Source organism: Legionella nigrisilvae, assembly GCF_977063395.2.
Genome location: NZ_CDRUGZ020000027.1, coordinates 896,731 through 919,616 on the forward strand (window position 1 = coordinate 896,731; position 22,886 = coordinate 919,616).

A 22,886-nucleotide genomic window follows, 5' to 3' on the forward strand; every position below is an offset into this window, starting at 1 on the left:
CTTATAATGACTTAGCAGCTGTATCGTAATCCCAGCGATACAATATTCTCTGTACCTTTATAGTCGGCACTTACTTGATTGACTTCTAAGGGGGCTGCCAGGCCGGGAATCCCTTCATTGGTTTGAGTAATGTTCACTGATTGTTTACGAATAAAAATATGTGAGTACGCACCATCAACTGAGAAATGATCGTTTATAAAATAGCTCAATCCAAAATTTAACCAATATTGATCGGACTCAGGAATAAGCGGGGTACGATTTTGTAAATTGAATGGAGTCTGATTATAAGCAAATCCTCCCCGTAAAGTAAGGGAAGAGTTATAACGATAATCAGCGCCAAGAGCACCAAAAAATGTGTTATGCCATTTCATGGGCACAATATAAATTGTTTCATAAGCATCTGGAGTTGAAACAACAAGATCCCCTAAATAATCCCAGAAAGTAACCTGAGCTGTTGCTTTAAGGGTCCACTCATTTATATCGTGGGCAAGACCAATAGTTAATACACCTGGTGTCTTAAAATTATTACTCACGGCGGTTTCACTATTAAATAAAAAAGTAGTTGCAGGCGAAGGTACTATATCTCCGATAATCGTATATTGTTCGCCATGGCCGCTTAGATTTGTGGAAATTTCCGAGCGGTAACTTACCCCAAAACGAGTAAATTGGTCCCACTGATATAAAGCGCCAATTGTATAACCATAACCCCATCCATCACTTTTTAAATGGGTAGGCTGTGTGGATGCGATAAAAAGGTCAATAGAAGGAACCCCTGTGTTTACTCCATCAAAATGCGAAAAAATTGTTTTTAGATATTGAGCTTGAAAACCAACCCCTAAAGATAATTTCTCACTAACTTGATATGCGAGAGATGGATTAATATCAACCGAATTTATCTCACTTTTGACCGTTGCATAACGCAATACAGAAGCTTCGGAATATTTATTATATAAATAGAATGGTTCCACAACCGCTAAACCCAGGGTTAACTTATCAAGAGGTGTGCGCCAACCGATATAACCTTGTGGGATAAAAACTGCGTTGCTGATGTTATGTTGGGAAGCTTTCCCTTGAACAGGTCCGGCAATAGTTGATGGCGGCATACCTGGCACATTGAAAGTATGAGCAGCCTCTCCATTAATCATACTAATTTGGGGTATAAACTCACTTGCGCCGACGTAAATCTGGTTTTGCTGTAAAGTTGACAATATTGCTGGATTGTTAAACAAAGCAGAAACATCATTATTTGCTACGGCGGAACCCGCCATTGCAGAACCTTGCAAGCTTGGACTCGTCTCATTGATTTGCAAACCCGCAGCCGATGCTGAAGCTCCAACAAAAAATTGAGAAATTAAAGCAGCAGTTGCAAATTTCTTATTTAAACGTGAATAACTCACCTTAGACTCCTTTCTTCATTTCATTGCACTACATTCTAAAATCCAGCAGTTACCTTGTCAGATTTGTAAGGAAAGTTCAAATCTATTTTTTTTTCTTACCAAATTTACCTAATTTTTAAATATCCAGTTTAGGGGCATTGCGGACCGTAGAAAAGGAAGTCATAAAGTTTTTGGATTGCCCCTTATATTTAAGCCGGTTAAGATAGAAGAATTTAAAAATCTAAAGGAATAGATCCATGAATGATTTTTTTCAAACTCCGCCTCGCTTAGGCAATCAATATGATGCAGATCGAGTTTTAAAAACTTATCTAGAATGGAAACTTCCTACTTCCATGTTGACGGAAATCCAACCTGAATTGTACCGACTAGGTCAACGAGTCATTGAGGATATTTATAAATTAGGTCAAGAAGCAGAAGCATTTCCACCCAAGCATGTTCCCTATGACCCATGGGGTAAACGCATTGACCATATTGAAGTATCTCAAGCATGGAAAGAACTCGATAAAATCTCTGCAGAAGAACAATTAATTGCCATAGGATATGAACGTCGTCATGGTGCATTATCACGTATCCATCAGTTTGCCAAATTGTATTTATTTCATCCTTCATCAGCAATCTATACTTGCCCCCTCGCGATGACGGATGGGGCTGCTCGAGCATTGGAACTTTATGCAGATGAATCATTGAAAAAGCACGCCCTCCCCCACTTAATCTCTTCTGATCCAGCTTATTTTTGGACTTCTGGACAATGGATGACCGAACGCACCGGGGGTTCTGATGTGAGTGGCACATCTACGATTGCAAGACCAGGTGGTTCTCATTATCGACTCAGTGGTGTTAAATGGTTTACTTCTGCGACCACATCACAGATTGCAATGACTCTTGCGCGTATCGAAGGCGCCCCTGAGGGCAGTAAAGGGTTAAGCCTATTTTATCTTGAACTTCGAAATCAGATGGGTAAATTGAATGGCATACATATAAATCGCTTAAAAGATAAATTAGGTACCCGTGCTTTACCCACTGCAGAATTGACTCTAAAGGATACTCCTGCATTATTAGTGGGACCCGCGGGAGATGGAGTTAAAAAAATTTCATCATTGTTTAATATTACACGCATTTACAATGCTTGTTGCGCTGTGGGTTACATGCGACGAGGCCTCGCACTGGCTCGTGATTATGCCACAAAACGTGTTGCGTTTGGTCATACCTTATCAAAACATGCACTCCATCTGGAAACGTTAGCAGACATGCACGTCGAATTTACTGGCGCCTTCCATTTGGTTTTTCATGCCATTGAACTGTTAGGAAAAGATGAATTAAATGAAGCCACAGAAATGGAACGAGCCGTTCTGAGATTGTTAACTCCCCTGATAAAACTTTATACGGCAAAAAAAGCAATTAGTGTAGTTAGCGAGACTTTAGAGGCTTTTGGAGGAGCTGGTTATATTGAAGATACAGGACTTCCACAATTATTAAGAAACGCACAAGTACTCTCCATATGGGAAGGAACGACTAATATTTTAAGTCTTGATGCATTGCGTGCCATTCATAAAGAGAATGCAGCGATATTTTTTCTTGAGGACATCCAAAACCGATTGAGCCAAATTAAAAATAAAGAACTTATTCAACCTCAGATAAAAACACAGCACGACGTCCAAAAACTGAAAAACCATGTCCAATCCATGTCTCAGATGAGTGATGAAGAACAACAGGCTGGAGCAAGACAACTTTCGTTTGCATTAGCACAAACTTTCGCATCCAGTTTGTTATTAGAACATGCCCAATGGACCCTGAAAAATAATAAGGATTCTCTACCTGTAATTACGGCGATCCGTTGGTGTGAAAAAAGGTTACCTGAATTGAAACAGTTTTCGGAACATTATAGAAAGGACTCACACGTTTTGGCTATGGATTATAACGACCTGCACTAGATTCAATTGAAGTAGCCTTCTTGACCAGGCCCGAGTTTCTGGATAGTCAAATCTTCGCTTATCTGGGTAGCATTTAGTTTGCAACTGAAAGCAATAGCAGATGAGCAATGGTCACAAAGAAAGGATAAAAATCCTTCTATTTAAGCCTTTTTTTGACATTCCTTTCCTTTCAAAGCACGGTTTAAACCGTGCTTTTTTGTTACTAAGAACTCTTGCATTTAACTTTAAAGGTCATTATTGTTGATCTCCGATTAATAACTAATTTAATGAAAATTAAGGGAATTTATGAAAAAAATAGGGCTCTTAGTTAGTTTTTTGTTTGTCTTAAATGATGGATTGGCTAAAACGCCAATTGTTGCTCCTCAACCCACTTCTTGTATTACAGGAAGCTTGAGCTCAACGGGTACAAAAAGCTGGCAAACAATTTCATTGAAATTAACTAACAATTGCAATGAGGCTGTAGATTTTCAAAATTCTACAATAACATTCTCTAATAACAGTAATTTAAATACTTCTTTTTGGGGAAATTTTTCGCCTTTATCATATCCAGTCAATACATTACAAATTACCTCACAGTCCCAAAGTAATGGTACGTATTTATCTTCGCTCTCATTACAATTTCCCACCTATCCAGGAGCCAATAGTAAGCTCCCTAAAGGAAGTTTTTTTACAATAATCTATGGAGCGCCTACTGCAGACTACATAGCCAATAGTGTTCTTGTATATTTAAATTCTCCAGTATCCACAGGAAATATTAATTTAATCAATGCAACTGCAAAACCTGCGAATGTATCGCAAAACTATGCATTAGTGAATTTAACTTTAAATGGACAAAATATAAGTACAGTACAAGTTCCCTGGTCTGGACAACAACTCATTTCGGGTCTAGCTGCCGGAACTTATACTGTATCACCAACTGCGGTTACGGATAGCAATGGAGTCATGTATCAAGGAGTCGCAAATCCTGCAAACTTAACCGTTACAGCGGATACCACGGTTTCCTCTACTCTTAGCTATACAGCAGCACCAACAACAGGAAACATCAATATCACACTACCTGCATTGCCCTCTCAGTTATCAGGTTATACGGGTATACCTACTGTAACTTTAACTCGGATGGATAATCAGAGCGCCATCAATGCGCAAGTACATTGGAGTACCACGAACGTAATTAGTCAGTTAGCCAATGGAGTGAATTATACTTTCTCTACTCCTTCAATAGCCTATAACGGATATAATTGTTCTCCAATATTTACACCGACCTCGGCTACAGCAGCAGTTTCCGCCCCCTCAGTGCAACTCACTTATAACTGTGTTCAGGTTGCCCAAGCCAGTGTTCCCATTACAATTACAGGAGCACCATCGTCGGTTTCCTCTATTAATGTAACCTTTACCCCTAGTGGTAATGGTGCACCAGTTAATGAAGCAATTCCTTTGGTCAATGGCTCAGGAACAAGTAATGTAAACTTAGCTGATGGAGTCGTTTATACAGTAAGTGCAACAGCAGTTAATGGTTATACAATAAGTTATTCTCCACAACCTTTAACCGCATCGTCTTCTGCGACAGAAACGATAACTTATACCCAGAGCACAACTGCTGGCGGCAGAATTATAGGCTACTTACCAGGCTGGGTAACGCCACCCCCTGCTACTGCTTTAGCTAATGCGGGTTATACCCATATTCTGGTTGCTTTTGGAGTTTTTAGCACGACCTCTCCCGGACAAATTACTTCGGCCTTCGATACTGTATCCGCAAGTTACATACAATCCTTGCATGATGCTGGCATTAAAGTATTGCTCTCTCTAGGTGGTGCATCGTCAGGCATCCCTAATACCACAGTGAATTTTCATCAGGTATTAGCCGCAGCCTCTTCACCCGCAGCATTTCAGCAAACCTTCATTAGTTCATTGGAAAATCTTGTAACCCAATATCATTTTGATGGATTTGATATTGATATAGAAAGTGGATTAAATGCAGGTGGAACATTTACCAATCCAACAGGTGATATAGCGGTTTTAGCGAATATTATTAATACAATGCATACCAATCACCCCAATCTGCTTCTTACCTTAGCGCCGCAAACTGCTAATGTTGCCGCCACTTCGGGGTTTGACGCTACATGGGGAAACTATGCATCTTTGGTGATGCAAACTCATCAATCTTTAGAATGGGTTGGTATTCAAATGTATAACGCAGGTTGTACTTTTGGCATTGACTTAATTTGTTATGATCCAAACAATACCAGTACTCCTAATGCTTCGGTTGCTATGGCAACGGATTTATTAGAAAATTGGCCTGCAGTGACTAGTTCAGGGCAACAAACTGGATTCCAACCTTACATCAGTTATCTGACTCCATCTCAAGTGGTCCTTGGTTATCCTGCACCCAATGCATCAGGACAAAGTGATGGTTCACCCGCAGCAGTTATTAGTACAATTAAACGCGCCATACAATGTTTACGCACTGGAGTTGCGAGTTCATCAAGTTGTGGTACCTATATCCCACCACGGACTTATCCAGGATTTGGTGGTGTTTTTGACTGGGAAGTGATTCATGATCAAAATAACAATTATCACTTTGCAACCAGTCTGGTAAACTGCGTCAAGAATAATAATTGTAATTAATTATAGCCTGGACGCAATGCAAAGGCGTTGCCATTAAGATAAGAGGATTCCTGTCATTCCCGCAAGACGGGAATCTCTTCTTAAAGTGGCTCTACTCATCGCTAGAATAGGTTCCCGTCTACGCAGGAATGACAATTCTGCCTCCAAGTTATTCGAGTAAACTATGCAAAATTCTGGATTACTTTTAATCGCGATGGCATTTCTATTAGGTCTTCGCCACGGTTTTGATTTGGATCATCTAGCAACGATTGATTCAGTTACAAGGATTGTCAGTACTCAAAAAACTCTAGCGAAGTGTGTAGGATTTTTATTTTCTCTTGGGCATGGATTTGTTGTTATTTTAATCAGCTTAATTATTGGCAATGGGGTGAAACCTATAATGGTTCCCCAATGGCTAGACGGAGTCGGAAACAGTATATCGATTACTTTTCTATTGATTTTTGGATTTTTAAATCTTTGGAATGTGTTCCGTAGCCCCTCCACTCCTGCTCTACCAACCAGTTTGAAAAATTTTTTATCAAAAAAATTAATTCGAAAGAACTCTAATCCTTTTTTTATCCTTTTACTTGGAGCACTCTTTGCCCTGTCCTTTGATACCGTCAGCCAAGTTGTTTTATTTTCTATTTCTGCCCGCGCCATGAATGGATGGATATTTTCAGGATTACTGGGGGTCATTTTTATGTTAGGGATGATGGTTTCTGACGGATTAAATGGAGTATTTATTTCAACATTGATCCAACGTGCTGACTCAGTATCGCTTTTATTGTCTCGGATGGCAGGCCTTTTAATTGCCTCATTTAGTTTGATTATTGGTATGATTAATTTTATCCAAATGTATAATTAGAAATTTAGGTCATATAATGCATGAATTGTGGCTGTGTAAAAGTATTCTCGAAATAATTAAGCAGCAAGCGAATACAACACAATGTGCTCGAATAAAAAAAATAGTTTTAGAAATGGGGCAACTTATTGCTGTAGAGAAGAATGCCCTAATTTTTGGTTTTAGGGTAATTGCTAAAGGAACCGTAGCTGAGGATGCAGAAGTTTCCATTCTTGATATCCCGGGAGAAGCACTCTGCGAATCATGTGAGAAACAAAGTCCTTTGCAAAATTATTTCGATGCATGTCCGGCTTGTGGAAGTCATGCATTAAAGGTTATTCACGGTGAAGAATTACGGATCAAATCAATGGTGATTGAATAATGTGTGGAATCTGCGGTTGTTCTGAGGAACATAACGAAATGGAACATCATGATGGTCATGGGCATAAACACGCACACACTGCTCACGATGAACATTTAATTCATGTGGAACAAGATATTTTAGCTAAGAACCAACAATTTGCCCGCCATAATAAAGGTTTTTTAGCAACAAAAAATATTTTAGCATTAAATATTATGTCCAGTCCTGGATCAGGAAAAACTACCCTCTTGGCAAAAACGATCTTGGATTTAAAACAAGAATTAGATATTACAGTGGTAGTCGGTGATCAGCAAACCCAATACGATGCGGAGCTCATTCAAGCAAGTGGTGGGAATGCCCTACAAATAAATACCGGAAAAATATGCCATTTAGATGCACATATGGTGGGTCATGCATTAGAAGATCTTACCCTGCAAGAGAATTCGCTCTTATTTATTGAAAATATAGGGAATCTGGTATGCCCTGCATTATTTGATTTAGGTGAACAATTCAAAGTGGTTATTCTCTCCGTAACAGAAGGGGATAATAAACCACTGAAATATCCTGATATGTTTCGTTGTGCTGATCTCATGATCATCACCAAAATGGATCTGCTTCCTTACGTAAATTTTAATCTGGAACTATGCATTAAATATGCGCGTCAAATTAAGCCCGATATTGAAACTCTGACCCTTTCAGCGAGCAATGGTGAGGGTTTAAATGGTTGGTATGAATGGTTAAAACAAAAGCATATGAATAACCGTGTCTAAACAAATCGAACGATTAAGGATAATCATTCAAGGACAAGTTCAGGGTGTTGGTTTTAGACCTTGTGTTTATCGAATCGCTAAACACCTTGATCTCACTGGATGGATCCAAAATAATGCAGACGGTGTGCTAATCGAAGTACAAGGAATTTTGGCCGGTGATTTTATCGCTCATTTACAAGAGAACCTCCCCCCGCTTGCCAAAGTAAATGATATTCAACAGAAAGCCATTCTCTTACAGACCAACGAAACACTTTTTAAAATTATTGAAAGCCAAAAAGGTAGAGTAAATACCATTATTACCCCTGATGTTTCGATCTGCTCGGAATGCTTACATGAACTCTTTGATCCTCAAAACCGCTATTTTCGTTATCCTTTTTTAAATTGTACGCATTGTGGTCCTCGATTTACTATTACTCGCAATCTCCCTTATGATCGCAATCAAACCTCCATGGATTTGTTCCCTTTATGTTTGGATTGCCAAGCAGATTATAACAATCCTGAAGACAGACGTTATCATGCTCAACCGACAGCCTGTATCCATTGCGGCCCTCAACTTTCACATTCGGTGGAAGAAATAGCCAAGAGTATTTTACAGGGTGAGATCATCGCTTTAAAAAGTTTAGGAGGTTACCAATTCGTGTGTGATGCACGTAATGAAGGGGCGGTAATCAAGCTACGCTCAAGAAAAAATCGCGACGCAAAGCCCTTTGCGATTATGGTTTTGAACAGTATCAGCGCCAAACGTTTTGTCAAAATCAATAAAGAAGAACAAGATTTATTAGAATGCATTACTCGCCCAATTGTGTTACTCAAAAAAAATGAAGAATTGCAGGAGTTCAATCCCAAAATTGCTCCTGATTTAGACAGTTTGGGAGTCATGCTTCCATACACTCCATTACATTATTTACTCTTTAATGCGCTCATCGGAAATAAAAACGGCTATGCCTGGCTGAATGAATTTCACGACACCGCATTAGTGGTTACTAGCGCAAACCTAGGCGGTGAACCAATTATTTTCGACGACCAGATTGCCCGCCATGAACTCAAAGATGTCGCAGATAAAATTAGTTCCTATGACCGCCATATTGTAACTCGAGCAGATGATTCTGTACTGCGGATAATTAATCGTAGTCCTGTAGCCATCCGTCGCTCTCGCGGTTTGGCACCTACCCCAATCCAATTACCCTATGAAATCCCACCAACCTTGGCCGTAGGCGGACATTTAAAAAACACCTTCTGCATTACTCGAGGGAATGAAGCCTTTGTTTCTCAACATATTGGGAGTTTGAATAACAGGGCCACCATTGAATTCTTCCATGAATCATTAAACCATTGGTTACGTTTTCTTGATGTAAACCCAGAACGAGTTGCTCATGATTTACATCCTGATTTTTACACGACACACTTTGCCAAGCAATTTGGAGTTCCTGCATATGCAATACAACATCATCATGCTCATTTAGCCTCTGTAATCGCAGAACACGGCATTACCCAATCAGTCTTAGGCTTAGCCCTTGATGGATATGGCTATGGTAGCCACGGAGAGGCCTGGGGTGGCGAACTCTTTTTATGGGATAATACAACGTTTACTCGGGTTGGATCTTTTGTACCTCTGTTGCAACCGGGTGGAGAAAGTGCAGCGCGCGAGCCTTGGAGAATGGCCGCAAGCGTATTACACCATCTAGGACACGCCGATAAAATTACGGAGCGATTCTTTAAGTTTCCAGAAGCACACTTGATTCATCAGATGTTGGATAAAAAAATAAATTGCCCGGCCACAAGCAGTTGTGGCCGTTTGTTTGATGCAGCAAGTGCATTATTAGGGATTCAATTAATCTCGCAGTACGAAGGACATGCAGCGATGCGCTTAGAAAGTCTTGTAACCCAGGTACAAATCCTACCCCATGGATGGCAAATAAAAGAAAATTTCTTTGATATGATGCCTACTCTGGAATCGCTAGCGGATTGCCCTGATCCGATAACTGGGGCCAATCTTTTTCATGGAACACTTATTGCGGGTCTTGCAGAATGGTTAAACAAAGTTTGTCGAGAAAGAAAAATTGATATGGTAGTATTAAGCGGAGGTTGTTTTTTAAATCAAATATTAACCGAAGGATTAACTACAGCTCTAAATGAATTCGGCATTACCTCTTTTTTAGCGCGTGCTCTTCCACCCAATGATGGGGGAATTTCTCTCGGACAAGCCTGGATTGCCGGCAAATAATCTTAATAGAGCAAGGGCGCAGCGCTAAAGCCCATATCCAAAATATAAAAAGAACAAAGGATAATTTATGTGTTTGGCGTTACCCGCCCAAATTATACAAATTCTTGATGATGCCAAAGCAATAGTAAATGTAGGGGGTATCACCAAAGAAATCTCAACTGAATTAGTAGATAAAGTCGCATTGGGGGACTATGTGATTATTCATGTTGGGTATGCGTTAACACGACTGGATGAACTCGAGGCACAGAAAACCCTAGATCTATTTGCTCAAATGACTCAGGATGAATCGGCATGAAATACATTGAAGACTTCCGCGATGGTGATTTTGCAAAAACGCTCGCCCGTCAAATTGCTACACAAGTGGATCCGGATCGACACTATCAGTACATGGAATTTTGTGGTGGTCATACTCACGCTATTCATCGTTACGGAATTCCAAGCTTACTACCGAATAATGTAGAAATGATCCATGGCCCTGGCTGCCCTGTTTGTGTATTGCCGATGGCTACGACCGATAAAGCAATGGCTTTGGCCGCATTACCGAATGTGATTCTTTGCAGCTATGCTGATATGTTGCGGGTTCCAGGCACAGGACAAAAAAATTTACTGCACGCCAAAGCACTCGGTGCTGATGTACGGATGATTTATTCAGCAAGCGATGCGTTAAGAATCGCTCAAGAAAATCCACAACAAGAAATTGTATTTTTTGCTATTGGTTTTGAAACCACCACGCCTCCAACCGCACTAGTTATCCGCCAAGCGCATCAACTAAAGCTCAGCAATTTTAGTGTTTTTTGTAACCACGTTTTAACACCAGTGCCTATGGATCACCTACTGCAAGCCAACGAAGTCAAACTCGATGGGTTTGTGGGCCCTGCTCATGTCAGTATTGTCATTGGTAGTCAACCCTATGAAGCGGTATGCAAAAAATACAGCAAACCCATAGTGATTTCCGGCTTCGAACCTTTGGATGTGCTCCATTCTATTTTAATGTTAGTTCATCAGACTAATGAACAACGATGTGAGGTAGAAATTCAATATACTCGGGCGGTAAATCGCTTAGGTAATCTGCTATCGCAACACATTATGGCTGAAGTATTCGAATTACGCGATCAATTTGAATGGAGAGGCTTGGGATTTATTCCTCACAGTGCTTTAAAAATTAGGGCAGAGTATGCGGAGTTCGATGCAGAACAGCGATTCAATATTCCAGATTTTATCTCCCATGAACACAAACAATGCATTTGCGGGGAGGTTCTTCGAGGCGTAAAAAAACCACTAGAATGTAAATTATTTGCCAAAGCATGTGTTCCAGAAAATCCTCTAGGCTCCTGTATGGTGTCCTCTGAAGGCGCATGTGCTGCGGTATATGCTTATGGGCGGGTGAATGCATGATGACTGAAACAGTATTATCCAAAAAAATAAAAGCACCAAAACTCAATTTTAAAGAAGGGATTATTAATTTAACCCATGGCAGTGGTGGACGCGCCATGAGCCAATTAATCGAACAAATGTTTTTAGCTGCTTTTGATAACCCCTGGCTTGCTGAAAAAAACGATCAGGCTTGTTTTTCCATATCAGCTGGAAGAATGGTTATGACCACAGATGCTCATGTGATATCACCATTGTTTTTTCCGGGAGGTGATATAGGTTCCTTATCGGTTCATGGAACGGTGAATGACATTGTAATGTCGGGTGCAAAACCATTATACCTGTCTGCCAGTTTCATTTTAGAAGAAGGATTTCCACTGAGTGATTTGCAAAAGATTGTTAAATCGATGGCGGCTGCCGCTAAACAAGCTCGTGTCGCTATTATTACTGGGGATACCAAAGTAGTTGAACGCGGCAAAGGGGATGGAGTGTTCATTACTACAACTGGAATTGGAGTAGTCCCTGAAGGCATCCAGATCTCAGGTAACCGAGCCAAACCGGGTGATTGTATCCTAGTCAACGGGCATATTGGCGATCATGGGGTTGCCATTATGGCCCATCGGAATAATTTGCAATTTCAAACTACACTCCAGTCCGATACCGCTGCACTAAATGATTTAGTCGCTCATATGATAACTGCAGTACCTGATATTCACTGTTTACGCGACCCTACGCGTGGCGGTCTCGCAACTACATTAAATGAATTTGCTTCGCAATCGAATGTGGGTTTTATTATTGATGAAAGTAGGATACCAATACGTACCGAAGTTGCCAGTGCCTGCGAGCTGTTAGGACTTGATGCGTTATATGTTGCCAATGAAGGAAAACTGGTAGCCATTTGTGATTCTAACGATGCGAATACTTTATTAGCCGCAATGAAAGCACATCCTCTGGGAAGGCATGCGGAAATTATTGGGGAAGTGATTGAAGACCCACGGAATTTTGTACAACTAAAAACAAAATTTGGAGGTATACGAATTGTCGATTGGTTAGTAGGAGAACAATTACCGCGGATTTGTTGAATTAAGCCAGTTTAATTGGGAATACTAAAGGAAGCAAAACAATATTATGTCTAGGCGGGAATCCATGCTCAACGCCTGGAAAAACCTTGAACCAATCACGTTGCGTTCGAGCTATAAGGAGTTTTATGTCTATAAAAATAAGCTATTTCATGCCTTATTTAAAATTGCAGAGTTTATTGTCCGCCTTGCAGGACGCAGGATATTGCTGTGTTGGTCCTCAAGTACGTGATGGCGCTATTGTTTATGATGTGCTCAAAAATGTAGATCAATTACCTTGGGGGATCCGAGATCAGCAAACCCCTGGAGGCTATCAACTAGAAAAAATTTCAGAACATAAAGCATTTGCATTTGCAAATGGACCACAAGCAATCAAACCTCTTTTATTTAAACCTCAGGAAACGGTATGGAAAGTAGAGCGAAACAGTGAAGGGAAACTATCGTTCCAACCCCAGCAAGCAGAGGAGCAACCACTGGCAATGATCGGTGCACGCGCTTGCGATTTAGCAGCAATGAAGATTCAAGACAAAGTATTTATTGAGGGGGGCCATCCCGATCCACGTTATAAAAAACGACGTGAAGATTTATTTATTGTAGCAGTGAACTGTTCTTATTCCTCCAACAACTGTTTTTGTGTTTCAGCAGGCACCGGCCCCGAAGTCAAGAACTCCTTTGATATCCTTATGACTGAAGTTGATGATGGTTTTGTAGTCAATTTCGGCAGTGAACGTGGTCAAGAGATTATTGAACGCTTGAACTTGTCTAAAGCAAAATCGAATCAATGCACCAAAGTCAGTAAAATTATAAAACACACTGCAGATATGCAAACTAAAAGAATTCCTTTGGATAATAAACAAGGTTTACGCGATTTATTATTTGCCAATTTAAATCACCCAAGATGGGAAGAAGTGGCACAAAAATGTTTATCCTGCGGTAACTGCACCTCCGTGTGTCCAACATGTTTTTGCCATAGTGAAGTAGAAAAACCCAGTTTAGATGGCAGCTGTAGCGAGCATCAGCGCGAATGGGATTCTTGCTTTAGCGCAGGTCATAGTTATTTGAGTGGAACAGTACTTCGTGAGGATACTCGAAAACGATATAGACAATGGTTGACTCATAAGGTCGGCAGTTGGTTTGATCAGTTTGATACCAGTGGTTGCGTAGGATGTGGACGATGCGTTACTTGGTGTCCAGTGGGTATCGATATTACCGAAGAATTAGCAGCTATTTCTGGTGAATCCAACATAAGGATTAAAGAAAGTGATTAACCCAAAATTCGATCCCTATGTACCACTTGAAGCAATTATTGTGGAGAAAATCGAAGAATCCTCTACCATTTTTACCCTACATTTATATTTTCTTGATTCGGAACGACAGGAACAGTTTTTCTTTGCCCCAGGACAATTTAATATGCTTTATCTGTATGGAGTGGGTGAAGTCGCAATTTCGATTGTTTCTGATCCAGAAAGAAAAGATATATTAACCCACACTATCCGGGCCATAGGTCGAGTAACTAAAGCATTACAAAAGCTCCAGCCAGGAGATCGAATTGGAGTACGAGGTCCTTATGGACGCGGATGGCCACTTGAACAGACAAAAGGCAAAGATGTAGTAGTGCTCACGGGCGGTCTAGGTTGCGCCCCTTCGGTTTCAATTATCCAATATATTTTAGCACGTAGGGAACAGTATGGTCATTTGAGTATCTTACAAGGCGTGAAACACAGTGAAGATTTTATTTTCAGGAAACAATATGCAATTTGGCAAAAATCCCCCAATACTATAATTCATATTGCCGCAGATCAAGCCGGACCTAAATGGCCGTGGGCTGTAGGTTATGTTACCGATATGATTGATAAGCTCAATCTGAATCCTGAAAACACAATCGTCATGATGTGTGGCCCAGAAATGATGATGAATACCGCGGTTAAGGCACTTCATAAACGTAGTATTTCGGAACACGATATTTATTTGAGTATGGAACGAAATATGGAGTGCGGTATAGCACAATGTGGACACTGCCAATACGGAGGATTTTTTATTTGTAAGGATGGCCCTGTATTTGCTTATTCAGAAATCAAAGAATTGTTTAATGAACGGGGATTTTAACAACCATGAAGCCACGTGTAGCGGTACATAAATTCACGTCATGTGATGGATGTCAATTAGCCTTTTTAAATGCAGGAGAGGACTTACTTACATTATCTGATTTAGTGGACATGGTGCATTTTTCGGAGGCCGGAGCAGTCGAGGTAGATGCACAAGTCGATATTGCGTTTGTTGAAGGCAGCATTTCTACGCCAGACGAAGAGCACCGCATCAAAAAAATTCGCGAGAAAAGCAAATTTATTATAACGATTGGTGCCTGTGCTACCGCCGGTGGTGTACAAGCCTTACGTCATTTCGCCAATACAAAAGAATGGGTCAGCAGTATTTATGCTTCTCCAGATTATATACAAAGCTTGAGCACCTCAACTCCAATAGCTTCACATGTCAAAGTGGATTGGGAGTTATGGGGTTGTCCTGTAAATAGCAATCAAGTATTAGAAGCGATTCGTTTTTTATTATCCAATGCGACGCCACATATCAAAAATGACTCTGAATGCATGGAGTGTAAACGTAAAGGTAATGTTTGTGTTTTGGTCACTCAAAAACAACCCTGTATGGGCCCGGTAACCAAATTGGGATGTGGTTCACTATGCCCAACCGTAGGACGTGGATGTTATGCATGTTATGGTCCTAAGGAAAATCCCAATCCTCAATCCTTGGGCAACTGGTTCGAACAGTTAGGTATGACTCGAGAAGCCATTGCACAAAAATTTCTGCATATTAATAATCAAGCACCGGCTTTTAATAAAGCAGGTACCTATTTTAAAGGTATTAAAATAAGCAATGAGTAATACAATTTCAATCAATGTTCCCATCTTGGCGCGAGTAGAGGGCGAAGGAGCACTTGAGCTCCACATTCAAAATAATGCAATCACCAAACTCCAACTAAAAATTTACGAACCGCCCAGATTATTCGAAAAATTTCTCGAAGGTAGAAGTTATACTGAGGTTCTGGATCTTGTGGCTCGAATCTGCGGGATATGTCCAGTTGCGTATCAAATGAGCGCAACTCAGGCAATTGAGCATTGTTTTGCCCTACAACCCTCTCCTTGGGTACGTGAAATGCGTCGTCTCTTTTATTGTGGTGAATGGCTGGAAAGCCATAGCATGCATATTCATTTTTTGGCCTTACCTGATTTTTTAGGGTTTCAATCAGCACCTGAAATGGCAAAAACTTATCCTGAAGAAGTACGACGCGGCATCCGTTTACAATCGTTTGGCAACGACTTAATCAAATTATTTGGAGGCCGTTCGGTGCATCCGGTTGGTGCCTGTGTAGGTGGGTTTTATAAAGCGCCTAATCATGTGGCAATCAATACCCTTTTAGAAAAAGCAAAAGCACGAGTCGAAGATTGCGAAATATTGATTCGCTGGCTTGCAAAGCTGTCATTTCCAGATAACTCTCATGACTTTACTTGTGTCTCGCTTTATCATCCTACAGAATATCCATTTAATGAGGGGCGATTGGTCTCTGATCATGGATTAAATATCAGCATTGATGAATTTGATGTTTATTTCAAAGAACATCAAGTTCCCTATTCCACTGCATTGCATTGTTTATTACAAAATAAACCTTATCTTGTTGGGCCTCTTGCACGCGTCAATAATTGTTTTGGCCATCTTCCGCCCCCTATTCATCTTCTGCTTCAGGATTTAAAAATAAATTTTCCTTCCCATAATATGTACCACAGCATGATGGCCCGCGCGATTGAAATCTATTTCTGCATTTTGGAATCCATACGTATCATGGAACAGTATGAAATTCCTAAGCAAGCCCATACTGAGATCACACCCCGTGCAGGGACAGGATTTGGTTGCACTGAGGCGCCCAGAGGAACTCTGTGGCAACACCTTCAATTAGATGAGCAAGGACAAGTCAAAGCTGCTCGTATTGTGCCGCCAACCAGCCAAAATCAGGCACGTATTGAGCAAGATTTACGTATTTCTTTGGAACAATATGGACTTAATCAAGATGAGGAAGCATTGCGAGCTTACAGTGAAATGATTATTCGTAATTATGATCCGTGTATTTCCTGTTCCACTCATTTTTTAACAATTAAAGTGAATCGAGAATGAATTCCATTAAAGTATTAGGCATTGGTTCACCTTTTGGTGATGATAAAGCCGGTTGGAACGTAGCCTCAGAACTTAAAAAAGAACTTGCAATGTATACCCACATAGCTCCCCACGTGCTCATTGAAAGTCATGATCGTCCCGGTGTTGGTCTCATTGAATTAATACGAGGATATAACACTGTTTTTATTATTGATGCAGTCAAATCGGGCAGTGAAGTGGGGACTGTACACCGGTTTCAAAAAGACGCCCTTCTTGATACAGGACATCGATTCTCAACTCATGACATCGGTATTCTACAAGCCCTGCAATTAGCCAGCGCACTGGATGAATTACCGGCCAATCTTTTATTTTATGGAATCGAAATTGAGACACTGACTTTAGATGAAACACTTTCTTATAATGTAGAAAAAGCCATAGCGAGGGCGACATTTCAACTTTTAAATGAAATTATTATTGCTCATGGATAATCATATTCGCAAAAATACTAGCCTCCTTCCTCTTCGCTTTTTAATGGTTTGCAGTTATATTTTTTAAGTATCCTATAAAAATAATAAGGGGACTCAAAACCTATTCATCGAATTTTACTGTCCTAAAGCATTTATATTTGAAGTCAACGCGTTTACGTCCCTAAACACAATGTAGGGGAACTCGAACAATTATCGTTCGGAGGAACTTCTAAATTAGAGAGGGCTATTTTACCTTCTTTAATTAATTCAGTATAAAATTCTTTTGGGAGTAAGGATTCAAATAGGGAATAAGGCAATGCCTCCTTTCGGTTAGGATTAATATGCCATTTTATTTTTCCAGATCGATTTACATAAAATGCCCCTATAATTTCTTCGGAGGAAATAGTGCCAACGATATTTACTTCCTCTTTATTTTTAGAGAGTTTAGCACAACTCGTTTCACCTCTGGATGTAAAAGTACTTTCGAGATCAATCGCTGTTTTTCCTTTAAAATCGATTAAATAAATATAAGATTCTGCCCATATGGGTTTAGTTGCTATAGTCACTTCATTGCGAACGACTAAGGATGGCAAGGCATAACTTCTTGCGACATGAAAGGATTTGGAGGTAGAAACACCAATAGAACCGCTCATATCCCGAACATAATCTTCTAGAAAATCTGATTTAACGCTTTCTTTAATTCCATATTTAAAACAAAAAGAAATATCTTCTGCAGAACCTCTAAATAAAATACCTTGATAATAGCTTATCGGGTTTTTATCAAATACGCTCCATTCTTTTTCCCAATCTTCCTTGGTTTCTATTTTAAAAATTTCATCTAAAAAATAATTATTGAAGGAATAATTATTCCATTTATTATTTTTATCCCTAAAATGAATTTTAATAATTTCTCTGGCTTCTTCGTCATTAGCTTCTGTTAATTTTTTTTGTAGCTGTTCTAAAGCAGGATAAAGTTTTTGACTGTGCCGAAAACTACTAAAAAAATCTGGTTTATAAATGGGTTTTTCATTTGAATTAAATGAAAAATGAGATCGTTTAGATTGTTTTATATAATTATCAAGCGCCTTTTTAAATACTGGCAAGTATTTATTTTGCATCGTTCGTACAAAAGTAAACAAATTTTCTCTATAGTACAATAACGCTTAAAATAGAAAAATATTTTCTTTTCTTAAGTGAACCAAAAAGAGTCTCATTTAATTATATCGCCTTGGACTAAAACATTAATCCTGAAGACGGACTTTAGCTTATTTCATTCAATATTGGAAACCTGGAACAATTAGAAAGAAATGACTATTCTAAATCCTTAATGATCTCTTAATGTTCATAAAGTATAATTCAGATTACTAATAGCCGCCGGCGAGAGATAATATGTTACCCCTGAATTTTCTAACTCAAGGAAGTCTTGTCGTTCCAGCCAATAGTCCAGTTCCTTTAGTTTTTCCTGGCGTTCGAGGAAAAATAAAACAGATCATTCAATTACCTAATGGACATTCATTAGAAGCAAACAGCTTAGCAATAATACAGCCCTTGAATTTAGATAAACCAGAACAGAAACAGCGATTTAGATTAACTCCTTATGTACCCGTGGGTTCGAGCCGCGATGATTTACCTGAAAATCAAAGAAATATTTCTATTGATGAAAAAAATAGCTGTGAAATCGAACTCAATGATCCTTCTCAGTATTTAGAATATATCGAACAATATCAACCCTCCAAGGCCCCCTTATTTAGCGAAGGCTCTCCCTCCATAGAAGATGTGAGACAAGCCAGAGTACCCGATTGCTTTTTATTGGCGTCTCTCGCGGCCATTTTGAGACAACCCGATGGAGCAAGCTACATTCGTAGTATGTTGAGACAAAATGATGATGGGACAACGACCGTTCGTTTATTTAATCCTAAAACTTTAGAACCCGTTTATATTCGCGTAGAGAATTCCTACATTGTAGATCAAAAAGGTAGTTTAAATAACCATACTGCTTTATGGGTTGATATTCTTGAAAAAGCAGCAGCCTCGGTTCCTGAGTTCTTTGGAAATACGAATGCTTCCATGAGCGGAGCTTTGAAAGGAGGTTCAGAGTCCCTTGCTTTGAAAATATTAACCGGTTGCAATTCAAAAGAAATATATATTAATAATGATAAGTATTTTGCTTGGGATATAGGCAATTTTTTTGCTAGTGAGCTCGAACAATTAGAGGTATTAACCCAACAGAAAAAACTTATAGAAGAATTCGGAGGGGAACACCAATCTGGAACAGATGAAATTATTTCAGAAATGCTCTCGTCAAGATTAAGAGTCTTTGAAGATATTTTTGATGAGAAGGCACAAGAAATCTGTTTAAAATTAATCGATTTTTATTTAGAAAATAAAGATGCATGGGAAAAAATTTACAAGGAATGTGGTAATGGGCAACAGCGTCTTGAAGAAATCATCAAACATTTTTCACAGGATGAGAAGAATAAACAGGCAGTTGATATCTTAAAAGAATTATTTACTTATTATCATAAAGATGTAGAAAAAGATGTACGAAGAGATAATCAAGAACTTTTCAGTGGAATTTATTCACCTGAAGAACTCAAAATTTTTAACGACATTAAAAACAAACTCGCAGGGAACGAATCCTTAACAGCCGGAACCCCTCATAGTTACGATGAGAAAGTACCCGGTTTAAGAGCGATGCATGCTTATACAATTGTTGATGTTGTTGAAACGCGCCGTCCTGTTAAAGATACGGATGCAATGCTTCCAATTAAAATGATACGCATTCGAAATCCATGGGGATTCACAGGCAGAATGTATTTACCCAACATGGAAAATCCGGAGCAAATTGATATTAAAGAGGAACGTGTTGCGGGTACTTTTGATTTAGAACTTAAAGATTTTTGTCGTTATTATGAAAGTTATACCAGCACACTAAAATTCTCCGCGATCCGAGTGCTGGCTGAGAAAAGAGAGCTCCTAGCCTTAAAAATGCAAGAACTTTTAAAAGATGTTGCGTCGGATCAGGATTTAGATGATGAGCGATTATCTAGAATAAGTGCTTTTTTTGAATGCAGAGCGGATTTAGTAGACATACAAATGACCGCTGTGGAATTATTGAATGATTCTATTCATGAGCAAATTGCGGACGTATTCAGTGATAATCTGAGAGATCCCCTAGAAGTCCAGGCTTCATTAGATAAAATTATTGAAGCCAATAAAATGACCATGATGAATTTATTTCAAACTTCAGATTGTGAACTCATTGCTGCATCCATTACCTATTGGTGGAAAAATTCGCACCAGGAACTTTCCGAAAAAGATGACAAAGCTTATCAGCATCAAATACTGGAATCGGTTAATAAAAATGATTTACTTTGGAAAGAATTCATTCAAAACTATCAGGTAGAATCTGCTCTGGCACTTATCCCTTTAAATAAATCGCAAAGATTAATCATTGATTTGTTTGCTAGCATAGAGTACACACAACGATCATTAGAACAAATAAATCCCGAGGGTGAGGGTTATGAAGCATTTTTTCGAGCTCTCGTTCTTCAAAGAGATTTGCTTGAGCAACATTTTAATTATCTTGAAAAATATGAACACCTTTTACAGCAATTTGATATTAAAATAGATACTTTTCGTGAGCAATTAAAAAAAATTAATGCTTACATCGAAGAATTAGAACAAAATCCAATCGCTGCTCAGATAGTAAAAAAACTTAAAGACGAACTACCCGCACAAAGTTTGTATGATTTTACATCTAATGCCGAAAGTCTCTTAGAAAATCTGGCTAAAATGGGTTTAGTTTTAAACGAATATCATGAAGAGGACTCGCCCACTCCTTTACCCACTCACGATGAACGTGAAAAGCAAAATTCGGGACATGCGCCTGAATGGTTAAATTCTTTAAGAGATATATTAGAAAAAGTTCTTAAAGCAATTGGGAATTGGAAAACGTCCGCTAATAACAAACAAATCGTCCAGCCACCTGAATATAATCGAAGCCCTGATGGGTCAAAGTATCCATTGCTGAAAAGGATTGGATTTTTTGGACGCAAATCTGAGGATGACTCCACCGATAAGACAGAAGTATTTCATCCAAATCAACATAATTGATCTCCACAGGTAGCCTACTTTAAAATTGGTGTGCTACCTTACATTCAGTTCTACTGAATTATCTTAAGTTTCTAGGAATCACCGCCGTCTTTAGATCCCATTTGAGAGCAAAGAAAATTTGCTTTTCTTAAAAAAAGAAATATCCTAATTTTATATTCTGCACACTAACTCAAAAGTTTAATGGAGACTCAATATGTCACAGGTTGCACTTATTACCGGGGCAAGCAGTGGTATCGGGCGAGCATTAGCTTTAGAGTTGGTATCTCAAGACCTCACCGTAATTGCTATCGCAAGACATAAGGATGAACTACTTAAATTAAAGGATAAAAACCCGAATAAGATTAAAATAATATCCGCAGATATTACTACTGATAAGGGTTTTAAAAAAATTGAGGATGAAATTAAAGGATTAAAAATCAATTATTTGATTCATAGCGCAGCTATTATTTCTCCCCTTGGTTTATTAAATAAAGCAAAACCTAGGGATATTAAGAAAAGCATTGCAACAAATCTTATTGCGCCCATACTACTCACTCAAATTGTACTTCCATTCTTTTCCAAACAAGGCGGTCGAATTTTAAACATCACTTCCGTAGCTGCAGAAAAAGCAGTTCCCGGTGCAGGTGCTTACTGCATCACCAAGTCTGCACTTGATATGTGGACGCAGGTATTGCAGACTGAATTACCCCCTGGGATCATAGCAACTGATGTTATCCCCGGAGAAGTGGATACCGGTATGCAAAAAAATTTACGCGAATGTCCTGTTGAACAATTCCCATTGGCTACTGAATTTCAAGACGCGTACCAAGAAAAAACACTGATTCCACCCTCTGCTTGCGCCGAATTTTTAGCCTTTCTCCTATTAAAAACTACAGCAAAAGAGTTCTCTTCTAAAAGATGGAATATTTATAAAGATCACACAAAGTCAGTTCCTCTTCCCTTGAATAAAGAAAAACTCAATGATGAGATAAAAAAACAATAGAAAGAGACAAGCAATTCGTATGTTGTTTGCAATGGTTATCGTTTATTGCCAACTCTCTAGGCTTATTCAAAAAGCAAAGCCATAAAAATATGATGTTCATATTCTCCATCGATTCGCACAGCATTTTTATGCACTCCTTCTTTCACAAATCCATATTTTTCGTACAATGAAATTGCAGTCTGATTATGCTCACGCACAGTAAGTTCAATCCGGGTTAGCCCCTTTAACTTAGCCATCTGTAATGCCGTACTTAATAATGCCTCCCCTATTCCCTGTCCACGGTACGGAGCAGTCACCCCAATACCTAAACAACCCACATGAGCAAAAACAGGCCGATCAAGCGGGCTAATGTCACACCACCCAACTAATTGTTCACCACACATGGCAACAACTTGAGGCCAATTATTTTTAATATGTTCTAAAACAAACTCTTTAGTTGATTCAATTGGCGGTCCTTCTAAAAAAGCTAAAAATTTACGTTCGCGAGCAACACTATCTACAGCGTACCAAAACGCTTCAATATGTTTTTCCTGAATAGGAATAATGGAAAAGTGCATAGAGATCTCAATAAAATGAACATTA

Annotated in this window: 19 protein-coding genes; 16 read left to right on the plus strand and 3 right to left on the minus strand. The window is 39.2% G+C overall.

Annotation, left to right across the window (positions count from 1 at the left end; genetic code table 11):
- Window positions 1–11: 11 nt before the first annotated feature.
- Window positions 12–1,397 (minus strand): OmpP1/FadL family transporter, encoded by a 1,386-nt coding sequence (locus ACWTE2_RS21230; protein ID WP_454784248.1) that lies wholly within the window; start codon window positions 1,395–1,397, stop codon window positions 12–14.
- Window positions 1,398–1,633: 236 nt separating this feature from the next.
- On the opposite strand from ACWTE2_RS21230, the gene ACWTE2_RS21235 reads away from it, so the two are divergent.
- The 14 genes from ACWTE2_RS21235 (at window position 1,634) to ACWTE2_RS21300 (ending at window position 17,227) form a co-directional block, all read left to right on the plus strand.
- Window positions 1,634–3,328 (plus strand): acyl-CoA dehydrogenase family protein, encoded by a 1,695-nt coding sequence (locus tag ACWTE2_RS21235; protein ID WP_454784249.1) that lies wholly within the window; start codon window positions 1,634–1,636, stop codon window positions 3,326–3,328.
- 285 nt (window positions 3,329–3,613) lie between these two features.
- Window positions 3,614–5,953, plus strand: a complete 2,340-nt coding sequence (locus tag ACWTE2_RS21240; protein ID WP_454784250.1) for a glycosyl hydrolase family 18 protein — start codon at window positions 3,614–3,616, stop codon at window positions 5,951–5,953.
- Window positions 5,954–6,116: 163 nt separating this feature from the next.
- Window positions 6,117–6,797, plus strand: coding sequence for a HoxN/HupN/NixA family nickel/cobalt transporter (locus ACWTE2_RS21245; RefSeq protein WP_454784251.1), 681 nt, complete (start codon window positions 6,117–6,119; stop codon window positions 6,795–6,797).
- A gap of 16 nt (window positions 6,798–6,813) precedes the next feature.
- Complete coding sequence (gene hypA / locus ACWTE2_RS21250; protein WP_454784252.1) at window positions 6,814–7,155, plus strand: hydrogenase maturation nickel metallochaperone HypA; 342 nt, start codon at window positions 6,814–6,816, stop codon at window positions 7,153–7,155.
- Window positions 7,155–7,904 carry a hydrogenase nickel incorporation protein HypB gene (hypB, locus tag ACWTE2_RS21255; RefSeq protein ID WP_454784253.1) on the plus strand — a complete coding sequence of 250 codons (750 nt, stop codon included), beginning with the start codon at window positions 7,155–7,157 and terminating at the stop codon, window positions 7,902–7,904. The genes hypA and hypB overlap by 1 nt, the downstream gene beginning before the upstream one ends.
- On the plus strand, window positions 7,897–10,128 hold the full coding sequence (gene hypF, locus ACWTE2_RS21260; protein WP_454784254.1) for a carbamoyltransferase HypF: 2,232 nt from the start codon (window positions 7,897–7,899) through the stop codon (window positions 10,126–10,128). The genes hypB and hypF overlap by 8 nt, the downstream gene beginning before the upstream one ends.
- A 67-nt stretch (window positions 10,129–10,195) precedes the next feature.
- On the plus strand, window positions 10,196–10,423 hold the full coding sequence (locus ACWTE2_RS21265; RefSeq protein WP_182391212.1) for a HypC/HybG/HupF family hydrogenase formation chaperone: 228 nt from the start codon (window positions 10,196–10,198) through the stop codon (window positions 10,421–10,423).
- A complete protein-coding gene (gene hypD, locus ACWTE2_RS21270) occupies window positions 10,420–11,523 on the plus strand; it encodes a hydrogenase formation protein HypD (protein WP_454784255.1) in 1,104 nt (367 codons plus the stop codon). Before ACWTE2_RS21265 ends, hypD begins: the two co-directional genes overlap by 4 nt.
- Window positions 11,520–12,581 carry a hydrogenase expression/formation protein HypE gene (gene hypE, locus ACWTE2_RS21275; protein ID WP_454784256.1) on the plus strand — a complete coding sequence of 354 codons (1,062 nt, stop codon included), beginning with the start codon at window positions 11,520–11,522 and terminating at the stop codon, window positions 12,579–12,581. Before hypD ends, hypE begins: the two co-directional genes overlap by 4 nt.
- Before the next feature lie 149 nt (window positions 12,582–12,730).
- A complete protein-coding gene (locus tag ACWTE2_RS21280) occupies window positions 12,731–13,846 on the plus strand; it encodes a 4Fe-4S dicluster domain-containing protein (RefSeq protein ID WP_454784441.1) in 1,116 nt (371 codons plus the stop codon).
- Window positions 13,839–14,684, plus strand: coding sequence for an FAD/NAD(P)-binding protein (locus ACWTE2_RS21285; protein WP_454784257.1), 846 nt, complete (start codon window positions 13,839–13,841; stop codon window positions 14,682–14,684). Before ACWTE2_RS21280 ends, ACWTE2_RS21285 begins: the two co-directional genes overlap by 8 nt.
- Window positions 14,685–14,689: 5 nt before the next feature.
- A complete protein-coding gene (locus ACWTE2_RS21290; RefSeq protein WP_454784258.1) occupies window positions 14,690–15,475 on the plus strand; it encodes an NADH-quinone oxidoreductase subunit B family protein in 786 nt (261 codons plus the stop codon).
- The gene (locus tag ACWTE2_RS21295; protein ID WP_454784259.1) at window positions 15,468–16,760 is read left to right on the plus strand and encodes a Ni/Fe hydrogenase subunit alpha; all 1,293 of its coding nucleotides are present in this window, start codon (window positions 15,468–15,470) and stop codon (window positions 16,758–16,760) included. The genes ACWTE2_RS21290 and ACWTE2_RS21295 overlap by 8 nt, the downstream gene beginning before the upstream one ends.
- Complete coding sequence (locus tag ACWTE2_RS21300) at window positions 16,757–17,227, plus strand: hydrogenase maturation protease (protein WP_454784260.1); 471 nt, start codon at window positions 16,757–16,759, stop codon at window positions 17,225–17,227. Before ACWTE2_RS21295 ends, ACWTE2_RS21300 begins: the two co-directional genes overlap by 4 nt.
- 152 nt (window positions 17,228–17,379) lie before the next feature.
- On the opposite strand, the gene ACWTE2_RS21305 is transcribed toward ACWTE2_RS21300, so the two are convergent.
- Complete coding sequence (locus tag ACWTE2_RS21305) at window positions 17,380–18,345, minus strand: hypothetical protein (protein ID WP_454784261.1); 966 nt, start codon at window positions 18,343–18,345, stop codon at window positions 17,380–17,382.
- 250 nt (window positions 18,346–18,595) lie between these two features.
- Between ACWTE2_RS21305 and ACWTE2_RS21310 the strand changes: the two genes are divergently transcribed.
- Both ACWTE2_RS21310 and ACWTE2_RS21315 read left to right on the plus strand, forming a co-directional pair.
- Window positions 18,596–21,322 (plus strand): C2 family cysteine protease, encoded by a 2,727-nt coding sequence (locus tag ACWTE2_RS21310; protein WP_454784262.1) that lies wholly within the window; start codon window positions 18,596–18,598, stop codon window positions 21,320–21,322.
- A 193-nt stretch (window positions 21,323–21,515) separates the two neighbouring features.
- A complete protein-coding gene (locus tag ACWTE2_RS21315; RefSeq protein ID WP_454784263.1) occupies window positions 21,516–22,304 on the plus strand; it encodes an SDR family NAD(P)-dependent oxidoreductase in 789 nt (262 codons plus the stop codon).
- Between the two features lie 62 nt (window positions 22,305–22,366).
- Here ACWTE2_RS21315 and ACWTE2_RS21320 read toward each other — a convergent pair whose 3' ends face one another.
- Entirely contained in the window at window positions 22,367–22,861 is a 495-nt protein-coding gene (locus ACWTE2_RS21320) for a GNAT family N-acetyltransferase (protein ID WP_454784264.1), read from the minus strand.
- Window positions 22,862–22,886: the final 25 nt, after the last annotated feature.